Source organism: Phreatobacter aquaticus, assembly GCF_005160265.1.
Taxonomy (GTDB): Bacteria; Pseudomonadota; Alphaproteobacteria; order Rhizobiales; family Phreatobacteraceae; genus Phreatobacter; species Phreatobacter aquaticus.
The window spans coordinates 23270-38918 of the sequence record NZ_CP039865.1 but is presented as its reverse complement, the minus strand read 5'-3'; the positions used below and the strand labels follow the sequence as shown (position 1 = coordinate 38918).

Below are 15649 nucleotides of genomic sequence, written 5' to 3'. Positions count from 1 at the left end.
CTTTTTCAAAGATTTTATCGATCTGTCTTAGGGTTGAGACAGAAAGTGAGGGCGTATCAATGTCCCTGTCACTCCTGCGTACCGAAATTGCCGCCGGCTCTGTGACCCTGGCAAGCGTGTCCCAGCTGCCGCAACGCGATGCCTTTCCCTTGCCGATCTCCAACGACATCCTGAGCCGGCTGGGAATTCGCCGCTGGTCGGTCGATCTGCGCGAGGAGCGGGTGCGCTGGGAGACCACCGACGCCAATGGCCATGTCGTGGCAATCAATGCCAGCCTGACCGATCTGCTGGGCCAGGCCGGCGACGAGGACGCCGCCAAGTTTCGCGCCCATGTCAAACAGGCCATCGACACCGGGGGAGCGGGGCCGGACACGTTCTCGTTCAACGACAGGGACCATGCCGGAAGCGAGATCGAATCCGTCTGCGTGATGAAGCGGGTCGATGGCCGGCCCTGCATCATCGGCCTCTATCGCAGCAACGATATGGCCAGGCGCCAGGCCCGGCAGATCCGTCAGATGACCGGCGTCCTCGACGCCTTCCTCAGCAACATGCCCGGCTGCATCCTCGTGCTCGCGCGCGACGGCTCGGTGCTGAACGCCAATGCAGCCTTCCTCAAATTCAAGAATGTCACCGAGCGCCGCCTGGTCATCCGCCACAATGTCGAGGAGTTCAGCGACGCGTTCGACGCCAAGCTGATGGCCATCGTCAAGGGCGCGATCCGCGCGACAGAACCGGTCAGCGGCAAGCATGTCCTGCCGGTCCAGGGCGGGCTGATGCGCTCGGTCTATTGGCGCTGCTTCTCGATCAGCGATGCCGAGCGCGACACAAGCCCCCGGGTCTTTGCCTTCGAACTCCATCGTGCGGGCGCCACCGACACGGTGGAGTGACGGCTCATCCCTTCGGCGCCCAAAGCCGCTTGATGTCAAAGCGCGCCATATCGTCGACCAGCTTGACGAATTCGGCGGCCTGGTGGGCGGCGGTGAGCCGACCCTTTTCGGCTGTTGCCAGCGAGGCATCGCCCGCCGTGCCGTCCGGATGGATATCCTGCGCGATCCAGCCGAAGGCGTGGCTGATCGTGGGCATCAGATAGGAGAATTCCTTTTCCATCCCCACCATGATCGGCTCGAAGCGCTTGGCATGGGCCATGTCGACGAGATCGGGCCGGAAATGCAGCATGAGCGATGTCTCGACATCGCCGCCATGGATGCCGTGCTTCATGTCGAGCTCGCCATAGAGCCCCTTCGGCCGGCCGAAAGCGGTCCAGGATGTGACCACGGCGAGCTGCCCGAAGCGTACGCGCAACTCGCGGGCGACCACCTTCATCGGGTCGAGATTGCCGCCATGGGAGGTCATCAGCACGATCTTCTTGATGCCCGCGCGATTGACGCTCTCGCCGATCTCCACCCAGGTGCGGAATACGCTCTCGGCGGAGAGCGTCAGCGTGCCCTTGGAATGGATGTGCTCGTTGGACTTGGCGACCGCCTCGATCGGCAGGAACAGAGCGGTGACATCCGGCGAGACCAGCGGAAACGCCGTCTCGATCATGCCGGTCATGATGGATGTATCGGTCGACACCGGCAGATGCGGCCCGTGCTGCTCGATCGCGGCCAGCGGCAGGATGGCGATCGTCCGTTCCGGATCGAGGCGATCGAAATCGGTGGTCTTCAGGTCACCCCAGTGGCGTGACGGCATGGGAGGTCTCCGGAATCGGACTGTACAGTCGGGTTGGCAAGCAGGGGCCGTCGGCGCAATGATGCGGCGCGAACCGGCCAAGAGAGAAACCTGTTCTCTTGCTCCGCACAAGCCAATTGGAGACCTAGATGACGTTCGACCTGATCCTGCGCGGTGGCCGCGTAATCGACCCCTCGCAGAAGCTTGACGGTGTGCGCGACGTCGCCTTCACCGGCGGCAAGGTGGCAGCCGTGGGCAAGGACCTGAAACCCGGCCCCAAGACCGAGATCCGCGACGTCACCGGCTATATCGTGTCCCCCGGCCTGATCGACCTGCACACCCACGTCTATTGGGGGGGCACGTCGCTCGGCATCGATGCGGAAGAGTTCTGCCGCACCTCCGGCGTCACCACCGCCATCGACACCGGCTCGGCCGGTCCCGGCAACTGGATGGGTTTCCGCAAGCACGTCATCGAGAAGAGCCAGGTCCGCATCCTCGCCTATCTCCATGTCAGCCATGCCGGCATCTACGGCTTCGACAAGCGGGTCATGGTCGGCGAGAGCCGCGAGATCCTGCACATGAATCCGATCGACTGCGTCAAGGTGGCCGATGCCAACCGCGACCTGATCGTCGGCATCAAGGTGCGCGTCGGCCTGCATGCCTCGGGGACCAATGGCGAGGCGGCGCTGGATCTGGCGCTGCAAGTGGCCAACGAGGTCGGCATGCCGCTGATGTGCCATATCGACCATCCGCCGCCGTCTTACGAGCATGTCATCGGCCGCCTGCGCCCGGGCGACGTGCTGACCCATGCCTTCCGCCCGTTCCCGAACGCGCCGTGCACCGCCCAGGGCGCGATCAAGCCGGAGGTCATCGCCGCCCGCAAGAAGGGCGTCATCTTCGATATCGGCCACGGCAAGGGCTCGTTCTCGTTCAAGACGACGCGCAACATGCTGGCCGGTGGCTTCGAGCCGGACGTCATCTCCTCCGACGTCCACACGCTCTGCATCGAGGGCCCGGCCTTCGACCAGGTGACGACCCTGTCGAAGTTCCTGTGCATGGGCATGCCGCTGGACCGCGTGATCGCGGCCTCCACCGTCAATGCTGCCATGGCGCTGAAGCGGCCGGAACTCGGCAGCCTGAAGCCGGGTTCGGTGGGCGACGCGACGATCCTGACCATCAAGGACGGCAAGTTCGACTATGTCGACGTCGATGGCGAGCATCTCATCGGTGACAAGAAGATCGTCTCCCAGGGCACGGTCATCGCCGGCAAGTGGTGGCACCCGAAGCGGTCGAACAAGTTCCGGAAGCTTGCGACTGCCTGAAGCCCGGCGATCCGCCGAATACCCCCCCAACCCTCCCCTCATGAGGGGAGGGGGCAGGTCGCGCGTGGCCCGTCCATGGGTGCAAAGGCGGTGAACCTGGCGCGAGAATTCCCTCCCCGCTTGCGGGGAGGGTTAGGGTGGGGCCTTCGTGAAGCTCCCCAGATCGGCCTTAGGCGGCGCGGATGCGGCTGAGGAAGCCGTCCACCGCGCTGTCGAGCTGGACCGATCCTTCGCGCAGCCGCTCGGCGGAACCCGACATGGTGGCGGCAGCCTTGCTGGTCTCTTCGGCGGCCCGCGTGACCCGGCCGATGTCGCCCTCCACGGTGCGGGTGCCGTGAGCCGCTTCGGCCACGGAGCCGGCAATGCCATTGGTGACCGCCGACTGCTCCTCCACCGCCGCCATGATTGACGACGACACCGAATTGATCTCGCCGATCGTCCGGTTGATCTCGCCAATCGCTGACACGGCCTCGTTGGTCGCGGCCTGCACGGCGCCGATCTGGCTGGCGATTTCCTCGGTCGCCTTCGACGTCTGCGACGCCAGGCTCTTCACCTCCGAGGCGACCACCGCAAAGCCCTTGCCGGCTTCGCCAGCCCGCGCCGCCTCGATCGTGGCATTCAGTGCGAGCAGATTGGTCTGGGCGGCGATCGCGTTGATCAGGCTGACCACATCGCCGATCTTCTGGGTCGAAGCCGCCAGCGTCCCGACAATCGCTCCGGTGCGGGTGGCCTGCTCGACGGCGGAAGCGGCAATTTCCTGGGCCTGAGCCGTGCGGCTGGAGATCTCGCCGATCGACGAGGCCAGTTCCTGGGCCGAGTCCGCGGCGCTTTCGACGCTGCGGGTGGCATGCGATGAGTTGGTGGCCACAGCCTTGCCGAGTTCCAGTACGTGCTGCGCGACACCGCCGACCTGACCTGCGCCGGCGACAATCTCCTCCGCCGACACGGTCACCGTGTGCACGACCGACTGGACGGTGGCGGAAAATTCGTCGGCGAGCCGCTCCATGTCGCGGGTGCGTTCGGCCTTCGTGGTCTTCTCGCGCTCGATCTCGGCAATCTTGAGCCTGTCCATCTCGGCGGCATTGTCGCGGAAGACGAGGACGGAACGGGCGAGTTCGCCGATCTCGTCCTTGCGCTCGGTATCGCTCACAGCGACATCGGACTTACCCTCGGCCACCGCGCTGACGGCCGTGGTGAGGCGGGTCAACGGCCGGGTGACGCCGGCAAGCACGATCCAGAAGGCAAGGGCTGCAGCCGCGATGGCCAGACCGATGGTCGCGATGACCAGTTTGGTCAGGAAATCCTTGGCCGTCTCGACCTCGGCGCTCAGGGCGTGGATGCGCTTGGAATTGATCTCGGCCAACGCCGCCATTTCGGTGTTGAGCCGCTGGCGGGTGGCCCGGTTGGCGTCGTTGTCGCCGATCTGCCGGGCAGCACCATTGCCCTGCGTGCGGCCGGCCTGGGCCAGTTCATTGCGCAGCTTGATGAAGGCGTCGGTCTGGGTCAGCAGCCGCTGGCTTGCCTCGCGGTCTTCCGGACGGACCAGCGACGCCCATTCGGTGACGGTCGCCCGGAACGCGGCAAGCTGGCGGTCCTGGCCGACTGCGAAGCGCTCGAGCGCCGCCTTCTCATCCGACATGTAGATGCCGCGCGATTCCATGACGACGGCGTAGATCAGCCCGTTGGCGCGCTCGGCCAGCAATGCGATCCGGCCGTTGCGCTCGTTCTCGGTGACGACGGTCTGATAGCGCTGGAAGCCGTAGACGGCAACGGCACCGATGATCAGGGCGGCGGCGGCCATGCCGGTGACGACGACCATGAGACGGGACTTGATGCTCAACACAATTCTCCGGCTAATTATTCATCCGTAGCATCCGTAAAAATCGCTATAAAAACGTTAAACGCCGTAGGGAAATGCGCCTACAGGTTGCAATGGTTTGCAGGCGTCAAATTCCAGGATCAGGGCTGACAACTGATCCGATGTGCCCCGGATTTCTTGCCTTTTCTGAAATTCTCCCGATCGGTCACCACCGGCCCATGTCCACCTTGCAAGCCGGGGGCTGACGCCGCCATCATGGGGGACCCCTCAGGAACCGCCATGACCGTGCACCAGACGTCCCAGCTCTCCCGCTATCCGATCGACGCCCTCACCGCCCTGCTGGGCGACGTCCCGATCATCACGGATCGCACCATTGTTCGCCGCAGATCGCGCGATTTCTTCTGGTATTCGCCCATTCTGGCCGAGGAACTGAAAGCTGTTGCCGGTGACATCATCGTGCGTCCGCGCGACGAGGCCGATGTGATCCGCACGGCGGCCGCCTGCGCGAAACTGCGCATTCCCCTGACGGTGAGGGCCGGGGGCACCGGCAATTACGGCCAGGCCATGCCGCTGCAAGGCGGCGTCCTGCTCGACATGACCGACATTACCGGCGTCGTGTGGCAGAAGCCGGGCGTGGTGCGTGTGCGGGCCGGGACCAACATTCTGGCCCTCGATCAGACAACTCGTGAAACCAACTACGAGTTGCGCATGCATCCTTCAACCAAGCGCACGGCCACCATCGGCGGCTTTGTGGCTGGCGGGTCAGGCGGGGTCGGTTCGGTGACCTATGGCGGCTTGCGCGAGCCGGGCAATATCCTGGCGGCGCGCATCGTGACGGTCGAGGAGGAGCCCCGGGTGCTCGAGCTCCGGCAGGATGCGGCCCAGAAGGTCAATCGCGCCTATGGCACGACCGGCATCATCACCGAACTGGAAATGCCGCTGGCGCCTGCCTGGCCCTGGATCGACGTCATTGCCGCCTTCGACACATTCGAGGAGGCCTTCGAGGCCGGCCGCGCCATTGCCCATGCCGACGGCGTGGTGAAAAAGCTGGTGACACCGATCGCCTGGCCGATCCCCGGCTATTTCGGTAGCCTGAAATCCGCCTGTCCGGAGGGCAAGGCGATCCTCATCTCCATGATCGCAGAGCCGTTCCTGGAGAGCTTTCGCGCCATTCTCGGCGGGCGCGGAACGATCACCTATGAGCGTCCCTCGGAAGAGGGGCCCGGCAAGGTGCCGCTCTACGAATTCGCGTGGAACCACACGACGCTGCAATGGCTGAAGACCGATCGCTCGATCACCTATCTGCAGCTGCTCTATCCCCATGACCGGCTGGCGGAGAGCGTGGCCGAGATGATGGCGCTGTTCCCCGACGAGGTTCTGCCCCATCTCGAATTCATCCGCTTCGCCGGCAACATCACGTGCTCGGCCCTGCCGGTCGTGCGCTATTCGACGCCGGAGCGGCTGAACGAGATCATCGCGATGCATGAGGCGCGCGGCGTCTTCGTCGCCAATCCCCATGTGGTGAGCCTGGAGGATGGTTCGCGCCACAAGCGGGCCGATGCCGACCAGCTCGGCTTCAAGGCCGATGTCGATCCGATGGGGCTGCTCAATCCCGGCAAGATGGCGAGCTTCGTCGCGGTCCGCTGAGCCCGGCACGGGATTTGCGGAACCGGACTGCCCCAGCCCTTCAGGCGAGACCCATGCGCATCCTCTATCTCTACTGCCACCCGCTGCCCGAGAGCTTCCACGCCGCGATCCGCGCCGAGGCGCTCGCCGCCCTCAAGGCCGCAGGCCACGAGGTCGACCTGATGGACCTTTATGCCGAGGGCTTCGATCCCGTGCTCTCGGAAGACGGTCGCCGCCGCTATCACGACACGTCCATCAACCAGACCGGGCTCGAAGACCCGATCGCCCGCCTGCGCGCGGCCGAGGCCATTGTCGTCCAGTTCCCGACCTGGAGTTTCGGTCCGCCCGCCATGCTCAAGGGCTTTTTCGACCGGATGTTCATGCCGGGCGTCGGCTTCGACATTTCCGACCCCGCGGCGGTCAAGCCCCTGCTCGGCCATATCCGTTCGATCACCGGCATCGTCACCTATGGCCGGCCCTGGTGGTACGCCAAGTTCATGGGCGACCCGCCGCGCAAGATCGTCATGCGCTATCTGTGGTGGTTCACAGGCTGGAAGGCGAAGCGTCGCTATCTCGCGCACTATCACATGAACGTCGCGACGCCAGAGAGCCGCACGGCGTTCATCGCGAAGGTGAAGGCGGCGATGGCGGGGGTGTAGGGCCGTCTTGATCGGCCCCTCAAGCGGTATTACCTTCTCAGTATTACCGAGGAGACCGACCATGACCACCATGACGGTGAAAGGCCAGGTCACCATCCCGAAGGCCGTTCGCGACGCCGCCGGCATCAAGCCGGGCGACAAGGTCTCCGTGACGCTCGCGACCGATGGCAGTGTGTCGATCGCTCCCGCGGGCGAGAGCCCCGCGCTGAGCTATCGCGAGAAGGTCGAGTCGGTTCGACGCGCAGCCCCGCTGAAGGGCATGATGCCCACCGACGACTTCATGAAGATGATCAGGGGTGACGATTGACGGTCGTCGACACGAATGTGCTCATCGACATCTTCAGTGACGATCCCACCTGGGCCAGATGGTCCACCGAGCAAGTGATCGCCGCCGGCAATGCCGGTCCCGTTGTGACCACGCCGATCAACTATGCCGAACTCTCGGCGCGATTTGACAAGCGATCCGACCTGACGGCCTGGCTCGACCGGCTTGAAGTGAAGCTGGAGGAGACACCGCCCGACGCCTTGTTTCGCGCCGGCAAGGCCTTTGCGGCTTATCGCGAGTCCGGCGGGCCTCGAACGAGCCTCCTCGCAGACTTCCTGATCGGAGCCCATGCCGAGGTCATTGGCCACGCCATCCTCACGCGCGACACCCGGCGCTTCCGCACCTATTTCCCGGCGGTCCGGCTGATCGCGCCGGACACGCCCTGACTTCTCTCAGTTCTCCCGCTTCACCGCGCTCTCGTGCCAGCGACGCAGTAGAACATGCGACAGCCAGGAGATGGCGAGGAAGATCGCGATGCCTGACATGGAGATCATGATCAGGGCCGCGAACATGCGCGGGATCTTCAGCTGGTAGCCCGCCTCGAGGATGCGGTAGGCGAGGCCGGATGACGTGCCGCCGGAGCCGGCAACGAATTCGGCGACGACAGCGCCGATCAGTGCGAGGCCGCCCGAAATTTTCAGCCCGCCGAGGAAGTAGGGAAGGGCAGCCGGCAGGCGGAGATGGCGCAAGGTCTGCCAGCGCGAGGCGCCGTAGAGCTCGAACAGGTTCCTGAGATTGTGGTCGGCGGAGTTGAGCCCGAGGATCGTGTTGGACAGGATCGGGAAGAAGGCGACGATCCAGGCACAGATCAGCAGCGACAGCGTGATGTCGCCGACCCAGATGATGATCAGCGGTGCGATCGACACGACCGGCGTCACCTGCAGGATCACCGCGTAGGGAAACAGCGATTTTTCCAGCCATTTCGACTGGGTGAACAGGACGGCGAGGCCGACCCCCAGCGTCACCGCCGCGATCAGCGCCGCGGCCGTGATGCGCAGCGTCACCCATAGCGAGGTCGACAGCGTGCCCCAGTCGAGGAACAGTGTCTGGATGATGAGCAGGGGTCCCGGCAGGATGAAGGACGGAATATCCTTGATCCGGACGATCGCTTCCCAGGCGCCAAGCGCCAGGAGCCCGATGACCACCGGCGCGATGATGCCGGGCCAGGTCTCGGTGGAAATGCCCAGCACCTTGCGATCCTCACGGAAGATCGGACGCGCTTCGGCATCGGTGCCGTCATGGGGGACGGCGACGGCGGAGTTGAGGCTCGTTTCGCTCATGACGAGATGGCCTCCTTCAGCCGCTCGGATGCGATGCGGCACCAATGGGCATAGTCGGCGGAGGTACGGAACAGGTCGTCGCGCGGATAGGGCGCCTCGACTCTCAGATCCGCCATCACGCGGCCGGGCCGCGCGGCCATCACGACAATGCGCTGCGAGAGATAGACGCTCTCGAACACCGAATGGGTGACGAAGACGGCGGTGAAGCGGTTGGCCTCCCACAGACGCAGGAGATCGTCGTTGAGCTTGTGGCGCGTGATCTCGTCGAGTGCCGCGAAGGGCTCGTCCATCAGCAGGATCTTTGGCTGGGTGACGAGAGCACGGGCAATCGACACGCGCATCTTCATGCCGCCCGACAGTTCCCGCGGATAGCTCGCCTCGAAGCCCTTGAGGCCGACGAGAGCCAGCATCTCGACACCGCGTGCCTGCGCCTCGCTCTTGCCCGTGCCGCACAGTTTCAGCGGCAGGATGACGTTGTCGAGCGCGGTCGCCCAGGGCATCAGCGTCGGGTCCTGGAAGACGAAGCCGAGTTCGCGGGCCGGCCTGCCCCAGGCGTCGTGGCTCATGGTCGACCAGTCGATCGAGCCGGCGCTGGGCTCGCCCAACCCGGCGATCATCCTGAGCAGCGTGGACTTGCCGCAGCCCGACGGTCCCAGCAGCGAGACGAATTCGCCGGCCGCCAGATCGAGATGCACGTCGCGGACGGCAATCGTGCCGTTCGCGAACTGCTTGGAGACATGTTGGATGGAGACGAGCGGCTTGCCGCCCGCCTGCGCCCGGTCGGGGGAGAGAATCGCAGTCACGTCAGGCCTTGCCCACACCCTTGTTGATGAAGCGCAGGTCATACGCCTTCTTGTAGTCCACGCCAGCCGGGAACACGCCGGCATCGCGCATCTGGGTGTAGAAGGTTTCCCAGCGTGCATCGGTCATGGCGCCGATGCCGAGCGTGGTCGCATCGCCCGACATGACGATGCCGTTCTCGGTCATGACCTTGACCGCATAGTCGATCTTCTTCTGATCCATGTCGGGATTGTCACGCAGGATCAGCTTGTTGGCCTCCGCCACCGCGGCGCCACCCTTCATGTACTCGGCCCAGCCTTCCAGCGAGGCGGTGACGAAGCGCTGCACCACGTCGGTGCGCTCGTCGACCATCTTCTTCGAGATGTTGATGGTGGTGTTGTAATTGGCATAGCCGGAATCGGCGATCAGGTGGACCAGCGGGTTGACCCCGCCCTGCTGCTGGATCGCGAACGGCTCGGACGACAGGAAGCCCTGCTGGCAGACATTCTTGTCGGCCAGGAACGGCGCCATGTTGAACGTGTAGGGGCGGATCTGCTCGTCGGTGAAGCCGAAGCGCGCCTTGAGATAGGGCCAGTAGGAGGTGCGTCCGCCGGCGGCGACCAGGATTGTCTTGCCCTTCAGCGCCGCAAAGGAGTCATTGCCGACGCCGGGATGGCAGATGATGACCTGCGGGTCCTTCTGGAAGATCGAGCCGATGCACAGGAAGGGCAGGTTCTCCTGGACATAGCGGACGGCCTCGAACGAGTTCGACATGACCATGTCGACGCGGCCGCCGAGCAGCAGCTGCGAGGGGTTCTGCTGCGGGCCGCCCATGCGGATATCCGCCTCGATGCCGTACTTCTTGTAAATGCCGGCGGCAACCGCCTGGTAGAATCCGCCATGCTCGGCCTGGGCGCGCCAATTGGTCTGGTAGGACACCTTGTCGAGGCCCTGGGCCGTGGCAAGATCGGAACGCATCAGGTAGGCGGCGGACACGCCGGCGCCGAGGGCCAGAGCCTTGCGGCGGGAGAAACGAACAAGCGACATGGTGGCAACTCCGTGGTCGTCCCGTAGAGGAACAATCTGTCTATCCCTGTGCGCCGAGCAATCAGCATGCCGACCGCATCGCCATTCAAGCGCAATCTTGGCGAGAAGCCTTGCACAAGTTTGCGGCACATTGCCACCGCGATGAGCGCATGCGGCATGCCATCCCCAGCTGTGTCAGACGTGGCGCAGACCGCCGCTTTTTGGCAAGCTGTCCAAAGCCCCCCCGCTCTGGCGCCGATACAGGATAAGTTCATGACTGCACTCGACCGGCTGCGTGCCGACCTCGCGGGATTGTCGATCGCCGATGACGCGGCAACCGTCCGCATGGCGAGCCGCGACTTCTTCTGGTTCTCGCCGGTGCTGAAGCCGGAGCTGGAGGGCAAGGTCGCCGATCTCGTGGTGACGCCCACCACCAAGGACGAGCTGCGGCGGATTGCCTCGGCCTGCGCGCGCCACCGCGTGCCGCTGGTCATCCGCGGTGGCGGCACTGGCAATTACGGCCAGGCCGTGCCGCTGGCGGGCGGCGTCGTCGTCGACATGCGCAAGCTCGACCGGATGGTGTTCGCCAAGCGCGGCGCTGCCCGCTTCGAGGCGGGCGCCAACATGCTCGACATGGACAAGCTGCTCGATGGCCACGGCCAGGAGCTGCGCTTCCATCCCTCGACCCGCGCGCAGGCGACCATCGGCGGCTTCGTGGCCGGTGGCGCCGGCGGCATCGGCTCCTGCACCTGGGGCCAGATCGACAATCTTGGCGCCGTCACGGCGCTGGAGGTGATGACGGTCGAGGCCGAGCCGCGGCTGATCGAATTGCGCGGCCGCGAGATCCTCAAGGTCATGCACGCCTATGGCGTCAACGGCATCATCACCGAGGTGGAAATCCCGACCGCCCCCGCCCATGACTGGGCCGAGCGCATCGTCACCTTCGACAACCTCACCGCCGCCGCCCGCTTCGGCCAGGCCTTCATGGAATGCGACGCGCTGGCGAAGAAGCTGGTGTCGATCCACGATCCGCGCATCGTGCCCTATCTGCGCCGCCTCGCGCCCTATCTAGAAGAGGGCCGCGCCTTCGCCGTGCTGATGATCTCGGAGCCGCAGGCCGACACGCTGGAACTGCTGATCGCCGACCACAAGGGCAAGGTGACGTTCCGCCGATCGGCGGAGGAGGCCAAGGCGGTCGCCTTCGGCACGCACAAGAGCCGCGGCGGCCCGGGTCCGCTCTACGAATATACCTGGAACCACACGACGCTCCACGCGCTGAAGATGGAGCCGACCATCACCTATCTGCAGCTGCGCTTTCCCGCGCCGAACAATCTCGATCTCGTCGCCTGGGCCGAGAAGGAATTCCACGAGGACGTCTATTTCCACCTCGAGTTCCAGCGCCGTGAGGGCAAGGTGATCACCTCGTCGCTGCCGATCGTGAAATTCACGACGGCCGAGCGGCTCGACGAGATCATGGCGGTTGCGGCCAAGGCCGGCGTCCAGCCCTCCAACCCGCATACCTATGTGCTGAACAATGCCGGCTGGAAGCGCATCGACGCACCGCAGCCGGAGTTCAAGCGGCTCGCCGATCCCCATGGCCTGATGAATCCCGGCAAGTTGCTCGGCTGGGAGGCCGCAGGGCAGGAAGCGGCGGAATAGTCGACAGCCCGAGCGTGCCCGGCAGCGCCTCGTCGTTCAGCTGGCTTCGGCCGGACGTGAGGGGCTGCCTGACGCCAGGGTGATCGCCTTGAACATCTGGCCCATGCCGGTGGGACCCGGATCGATCAGCCGTTCGACGGCGTGTTTGAGAGCCGGGAAGGCGTCGGGATTGGCTTTCGCGAGCGCCTCCGCGCGTGCCTGCAGGCCGAGGCGGAACAGCAGGTCGCGCTGCGTGATGACCGGGGTCGCGGCAAGGCCGTGGGCCTCGGCGGCGCGGGCCAGCGCGGCAAAGTCGACATGGGCCGTGATGTCGGCCTCGCCTGGATCATCGAGCACCGGCACGAAGCGGTGGGCCTTCACCGCCTGCAGGGTTTCGCCCATTTGCGTCTCGGCATGGCCGTAGTCGACAAACAGGGCTGCCAGCGGATGGCGCGCGGCGCACTCGCCGAGTTCGCGGGCGAGGCTGTCGAAGGCGGGGCAGATCTCGGCGACCGCGCCCTCGGCCGCATCGCGCAGTGGCTCGGGGATGAGTGCGGGCGGCACCGGATCGGGCGCGAGGCCGAAGGCCAGGCGGTCTTCATGGATGCCGATGACGCGCTCGCGCCAGCCCGTCCCGATCATGACGAACTGGCGGACCGGCAAGGCGTCGAGGAATTCATTGGCGACGAGGATGGTCGCACCGCCGGGAACGGTGTCGAGGCCGCGATGCCAGGTGACATGGGCCGCGCCCAGCCGCTCCTTCTGCAGCGCCGCCAGCAGGGGCGAGGTCTCGACCAGATGGACATCCAGCGCCGCGCGAAACCCAGCCATGCTCTGGGCGCTGCGCAAAATATCCGCCATCAGCGTGCCACGGCCGGGGCCAAGTTCGACGAGGCGGACGGGCGAGGGGCTGCCCATCCGCTGCCAGATAGAGGCAGCCCAGATACCGATCAGTTCGCCGAAGACTTGGCTGATCTCGGGCGCCGTGACGAAGTCGCCGCCCACGCCCAGCGGATCGCGCGTCATGTAATAGCCATGGCGGGGATGGCCGAGCGCCAGCGCCATGTAGCGGTCGACCGGGATCGGGCCGTCGGTCGCGATCAGGACGCGCAGCTCGGCCTCAAGGGGCGTCATGAGGTGCGCCATTCGACCGGTTGCAGCGCCGTCGTTTTCGCCGTCATGGCCGGGCTTGTCCCGGCCATCCACGCCTTCGCTTCCGCTCGTTGGACGACAAGGCGTGGATGCCCGCCACAAGGGCGGGCATGACGCTGGTGGTAGCGCGTTCGGTGGTCAAGCATCGGCCTTCTGCGACCGGATCACAAGCCAGAGCCCGACTGCGATCAGCGGCAGCGACAGGAGCTGCCCCATCGTGGCGCCGGCGAACAGGAAGCCGAGCTGCGGGTCGGGTTGGCGGAACAATTCACCAAACGAGCGGGCAAGGCCATAGCCGATACCGAAACAGCCGGCCAGCATGCCTGGCCGCTTCAAGCCACCGGTGCGGGCGACGATCAGCAGGACTGCGAACAACAGCAGCCCTTCGGTGAAGGCCTGGTAGATCTGGCTTGGATGGCGAGGATCGGGGCCGGCGCCTGGGAACACCACCCCCCAGGGCGCATCGGTGACGCGGCCCCAGAGCTCGGGCTTGATGAAATTGGCGAGGCGGCCGAGCGCGATGCCGATAGGGGCGACAACGGCGGCGACATCGATCAGCGGCAGGACCGGGATCTGGTTGCGGCGCGCGAAGATGAGCAGGCCGACCGCGACGCCGATGATCCCGCCGTGGAAGGCCATGCCGCCCTCCCAGACCGCCAGGATGGAAGCGGGGTTCGCCAGGTAATAGTCGAGATTGTAGACGAAGACGAAGGCGAGCCGCCCACCCAGGATGCCGGCGAGCGCCGCCCAGACGATGGCGTCGTCGATGAGGGCCGGATCGAAAGGCGAGGTGTTGCCCCGCCAGAGACGGGTCGTGGCGATGAGCTTCTTCGCCAGCCACCAGCCGAACAGGAAGCCGACAATATAGGCGAGCGCGTACCAGCGGATCGCCAGCGGGCCGACCTGGATCAGGACGGGATCGAAGGCGGGGAAGGGGATGGCGAGAAGCGGCATGGGCGGGGCAATCGCGATCGGCTTGGTGCTGCGTGCGGTTGAGCAATGCCCCACCCCAACCCTCCCCGCAAGCGGGGAGGGGGCCTTGCGCGCCTGTTCCAGACTCCGATCGCAATCTGCCAGCATCAGCGCGAGCGTGCCACTTGATCAGTTGGCAGCGCGATTGGACCGCTGACGCACTGGGAACTCCCTCCCCGCTTGCGGGGAGGGTTGGGGTGGGGTTCTTCCCCATTCGCCCGTCGCCCGTCGCCCGTCGCCCTTCACCCTTAGACCCTTGCGCGCGCCGCCCGCCGACCCCATACCCTGTCGAGCCACGGAGCCTGCCCCATGTCCCAGACCACCGACCGGATCGCCGACGAGTTCGCCAAGTTCCTCACCGACGCCGCAGGGCTCGCGCAGGGTGTCAAGCGCGAGGCCGACACTTTCGTGAAGACCCAGGCCGAGCGCTTCCTGAAGGATCTCGACCTGCCGAGCCGCGAGGAGTTCGAGGCCGTCAGGGAGATGGCGGTGAAGGCGCGTGAGGAGAACGAGGCACTGAAGGCGCGTCTCGACGCGCTGGAGGCAAGCCTGGCTACTGCCGCCAAGACGAAAAAGGGCGAGAAGTAAGCCCGGCTTTTTCAGGACGCGGGCGGGCTTCTCCGCGCCGCGTCACCCAGGGCTGCCACCAGGACCTGCGGCACGGTTGCCACCACGACGAGGCCGACAAGGCCGATAGTGCCAACGAGGGTCAGCGGCACGCGCGGGAACACCTCGCCGGAGGCCGCAAGCGGGCTCCATCCGGCTGCCAGCACCATTCCCATGAAGGCATAGGCGAGGAGCGCCAGCAGCGCGCGGACCGGCTTACCCCATGTGAAGCCCCAGGACCAGTCGATCACGCCCCGGGCGATCATCGTGACAAGAGCCAGCATGACGCCGGCAAGCGCGCCGTCGGCGGCAATGCCATAACCGGTCAGGGCGTGCAGGGCAGGCGCATCCAGCCTGCCGCCCGCCGCCAGTCCGGGCTGGAGGATCAATCCGCCGAAGGTTGGATAGAGCGCCGCCGCCAGAACGATCGCCATGGCCACGGGCAGCAGGACAAGCCGCAGCAGGAAGGGCGGGCGGTCGGCCACGATCAGCAGCACGATGAGCCGGACGAGGACGAAGATGATTGCGAAGGCGATGCCCGGCATCAGGTCAGCGGCCGGGCCAAAGGTGAGCAGACTGGAGCCGAAGGCCGCCTCGATCGCGGGAATCGCGAGACCGGTCTGGTAGGTGGCCACAACCGCTCCTGCCGCGACAACAAGCGGCAGCAAGGCGCCAAAGGCGGCGCGTCGATCGATCTCGGCCATGGACCCCGCTCCCGCCCCTGTCACAAGTCTGCGACAGGTTGCGGCAAGCCGGCGGATTGTCCAGCCGAA

At 65.7% G+C, this 15649-nt stretch carries 16 protein-coding genes; 8 read left to right on the top strand and 8 right to left on the bottom strand.

Annotated elements, in window-relative coordinates; genetic code table 11:
• Positions 1–59 precede the first annotated feature (59 nt).
• Positions 60–887, top strand: coding sequence for a PAS domain-containing protein (locus tag E8L99_RS00200; protein WP_137097661.1), 828 nt, complete (start codon positions 60–62; stop codon positions 885–887).
• Between the two features lie 4 nt (positions 888–891).
• Here E8L99_RS00200 and E8L99_RS00195 read toward each other — a convergent pair whose 3' ends face one another.
• Positions 892–1692 carry a creatininase family protein gene (locus E8L99_RS00195; RefSeq protein ID WP_137097660.1) on the bottom strand — a complete coding sequence of 267 codons (801 nt, stop codon included), beginning with the start codon at positions 1690–1692 and terminating at the stop codon, positions 892–894.
• A gap of 128 nt (positions 1693–1820) precedes the next feature.
• Between E8L99_RS00195 and E8L99_RS00190 the strand changes: the two genes are divergently transcribed.
• A complete protein-coding gene (locus E8L99_RS00190) occupies positions 1821–2993 on the top strand; it encodes an amidohydrolase/deacetylase family metallohydrolase (protein ID WP_137097659.1) in 1173 nt (390 codons plus the stop codon).
• A gap of 169 nt (positions 2994–3162) precedes the next feature.
• Here the strand turns inward: E8L99_RS00190 and E8L99_RS00185 are convergent, their stop codons facing one another.
• Positions 3163–4833: a methyl-accepting chemotaxis protein gene (locus E8L99_RS00185; RefSeq protein ID WP_137097658.1), complete on the bottom strand. Its 1671-nt coding sequence runs from the start codon at positions 4831–4833 to the stop codon at positions 3163–3165.
• Positions 4834–5091: 258 nt separating this feature from the next.
• Here E8L99_RS00185 and E8L99_RS00180 point away from each other — a divergent pair, with 258 nt between their 5' ends.
• From E8L99_RS00180 to E8L99_RS00165, 4 genes are all read left to right on the top strand, one after another.
• The gene (locus E8L99_RS00180) at positions 5092–6459 is read left to right on the top strand and encodes an FAD-binding oxidoreductase (RefSeq protein ID WP_137097657.1); all 1368 of its coding nucleotides are present in this window, start codon (positions 5092–5094) and stop codon (positions 6457–6459) included.
• A gap of 53 nt (positions 6460–6512) precedes the next feature.
• Positions 6513–7097, top strand: coding sequence for an NAD(P)H-dependent oxidoreductase (locus E8L99_RS00175; protein WP_137097656.1), 585 nt, complete (start codon positions 6513–6515; stop codon positions 7095–7097).
• A 61-nt stretch (positions 7098–7158) separates the two neighbouring features.
• Positions 7159–7404: an AbrB/MazE/SpoVT family DNA-binding domain-containing protein gene (locus tag E8L99_RS00170; RefSeq protein WP_137097655.1), complete on the top strand. Its 246-nt coding sequence runs from the start codon at positions 7159–7161 to the stop codon at positions 7402–7404.
• Positions 7401–7808, top strand: a complete 408-nt coding sequence (locus tag E8L99_RS00165) for a type II toxin-antitoxin system VapC family toxin (protein ID WP_137097654.1) — start codon at positions 7401–7403, stop codon at positions 7806–7808. The genes E8L99_RS00170 and E8L99_RS00165 overlap by 4 nt, the downstream gene beginning before the upstream one ends.
• Positions 7809–7814: 6 nt before the next feature.
• Here the strand turns inward: E8L99_RS00165 and E8L99_RS00160 are convergent, their stop codons facing one another.
• Genes E8L99_RS00160 through E8L99_RS00150 form a run of 3 tightly spaced genes read right to left on the bottom strand, consistent with a single transcriptional unit; the run spans position 7815 to position 10529 of the window.
• Entirely contained in the window at positions 7815–8702 is an 888-nt protein-coding gene (locus E8L99_RS00160; protein ID WP_137097653.1) for an ABC transporter permease, read from the bottom strand.
• Entirely contained in the window at positions 8699–9505 is an 807-nt protein-coding gene (locus tag E8L99_RS00155; protein ID WP_252511210.1) for an ABC transporter ATP-binding protein, read from the bottom strand. Before E8L99_RS00155 ends, E8L99_RS00160 begins: the two co-directional genes overlap by 4 nt.
• Position 9506: 1 nt before the next feature.
• Positions 9507–10529, bottom strand: a complete 1023-nt coding sequence (locus E8L99_RS00150; protein ID WP_137097651.1) for an ABC transporter substrate-binding protein — start codon at positions 10527–10529, stop codon at positions 9507–9509.
• 252 nt (positions 10530–10781) lie between these two features.
• Between E8L99_RS00150 and E8L99_RS00145 the strand changes: the two genes are divergently transcribed.
• Positions 10782–12167 (top strand): FAD-binding oxidoreductase, encoded by a 1386-nt coding sequence (locus tag E8L99_RS00145; protein WP_137097650.1) that lies wholly within the window; start codon positions 10782–10784, stop codon positions 12165–12167.
• 36 nt (positions 12168–12203) lie between these two features.
• Here E8L99_RS00145 and E8L99_RS00140 read toward each other — a convergent pair whose 3' ends face one another.
• Both E8L99_RS00140 and lgt read right to left on the bottom strand, forming a co-directional pair.
• Positions 12204–13280: a class I SAM-dependent methyltransferase gene (locus E8L99_RS00140; RefSeq protein ID WP_137097649.1), complete on the bottom strand. Its 1077-nt coding sequence runs from the start codon at positions 13278–13280 to the stop codon at positions 12204–12206.
• 156 nt (positions 13281–13436) lie between these two features.
• Entirely contained in the window at positions 13437–14252 is an 816-nt protein-coding gene (gene lgt / locus E8L99_RS00135) for a prolipoprotein diacylglyceryl transferase (protein ID WP_137097648.1), read from the bottom strand.
• A gap of 327 nt (positions 14253–14579) precedes the next feature.
• Here lgt and E8L99_RS00130 point away from each other — a divergent pair, with 327 nt between their 5' ends.
• Complete coding sequence (locus tag E8L99_RS00130; RefSeq protein ID WP_137097647.1) at positions 14580–14858, top strand: accessory factor UbiK family protein; 279 nt, start codon at positions 14580–14582, stop codon at positions 14856–14858.
• 11 nt (positions 14859–14869) lie between these two features.
• Here E8L99_RS00130 and E8L99_RS00125 read toward each other — a convergent pair whose 3' ends face one another.
• Positions 14870–15580: a hypothetical protein gene (locus E8L99_RS00125; protein ID WP_137097646.1), complete on the bottom strand. Its 711-nt coding sequence runs from the start codon at positions 15578–15580 to the stop codon at positions 14870–14872.
• Positions 15581–15649: the final 69 nt, after the last annotated feature.

Bases quoted from the DNA above. Each gene is read 5' to 3' on its own strand.
- E8L99_RS00180 (WP_137097657.1), top strand. From the start codon at position 5,092: ATGACCGTGCACCAGACGTCCCAGCTCTCCCGCTATCCGATCGACGCC.
- E8L99_RS00160 (WP_137097653.1), bottom strand. From the start codon at position 8,702: ATGAGCGAAACGAGCCTCAACTCCGCCGTCGCCGTCCCCCATGACGGC.
- E8L99_RS00190 (WP_137097659.1), top strand. From the start codon at position 1,821: ATGACGTTCGACCTGATCCTGCGCGGTGGCCGCGTAATCGACCCCTCG.
- E8L99_RS00145 (WP_137097650.1), top strand. From the start codon at position 10,782: ATGACTGCACTCGACCGGCTGCGTGCCGACCTCGCGGGATTGTCGATC.
- lgt (WP_137097648.1), bottom strand. From the start codon at position 14,252: ATGCCGCTTCTCGCCATCCCCTTCCCCGCCTTCGATCCCGTCCTGATC.
- E8L99_RS00130 (WP_137097647.1), top strand. From the start codon at position 14,580: ATGTCCCAGACCACCGACCGGATCGCCGACGAGTTCGCCAAGTTCCTC.
- E8L99_RS00175 (WP_137097656.1), top strand. From the start codon at position 6,513: ATGCGCATCCTCTATCTCTACTGCCACCCGCTGCCCGAGAGCTTCCAC.
- E8L99_RS00125 (WP_137097646.1), bottom strand. From the start codon at position 15,580: ATGGCCGAGATCGATCGACGCGCCGCCTTTGGCGCCTTGCTGCCGCTT.
- E8L99_RS00150 (WP_137097651.1), bottom strand. From the start codon at position 10,529: ATGTCGCTTGTTCGTTTCTCCCGCCGCAAGGCTCTGGCCCTCGGCGCC.
- E8L99_RS00200 (WP_137097661.1), top strand. From the start codon at position 60: ATGTCCCTGTCACTCCTGCGTACCGAAATTGCCGCCGGCTCTGTGACC.
- E8L99_RS00195 (WP_137097660.1), bottom strand. From the start codon at position 1,692: ATGCCGTCACGCCACTGGGGTGACCTGAAGACCACCGATTTCGATCGC.
- E8L99_RS00140 (WP_137097649.1), bottom strand. From the start codon at position 13,280: ATGACGCCCCTTGAGGCCGAGCTGCGCGTCCTGATCGCGACCGACGGC.
- E8L99_RS00170 (WP_137097655.1), top strand. From the start codon at position 7,159: ATGACCACCATGACGGTGAAAGGCCAGGTCACCATCCCGAAGGCCGTT.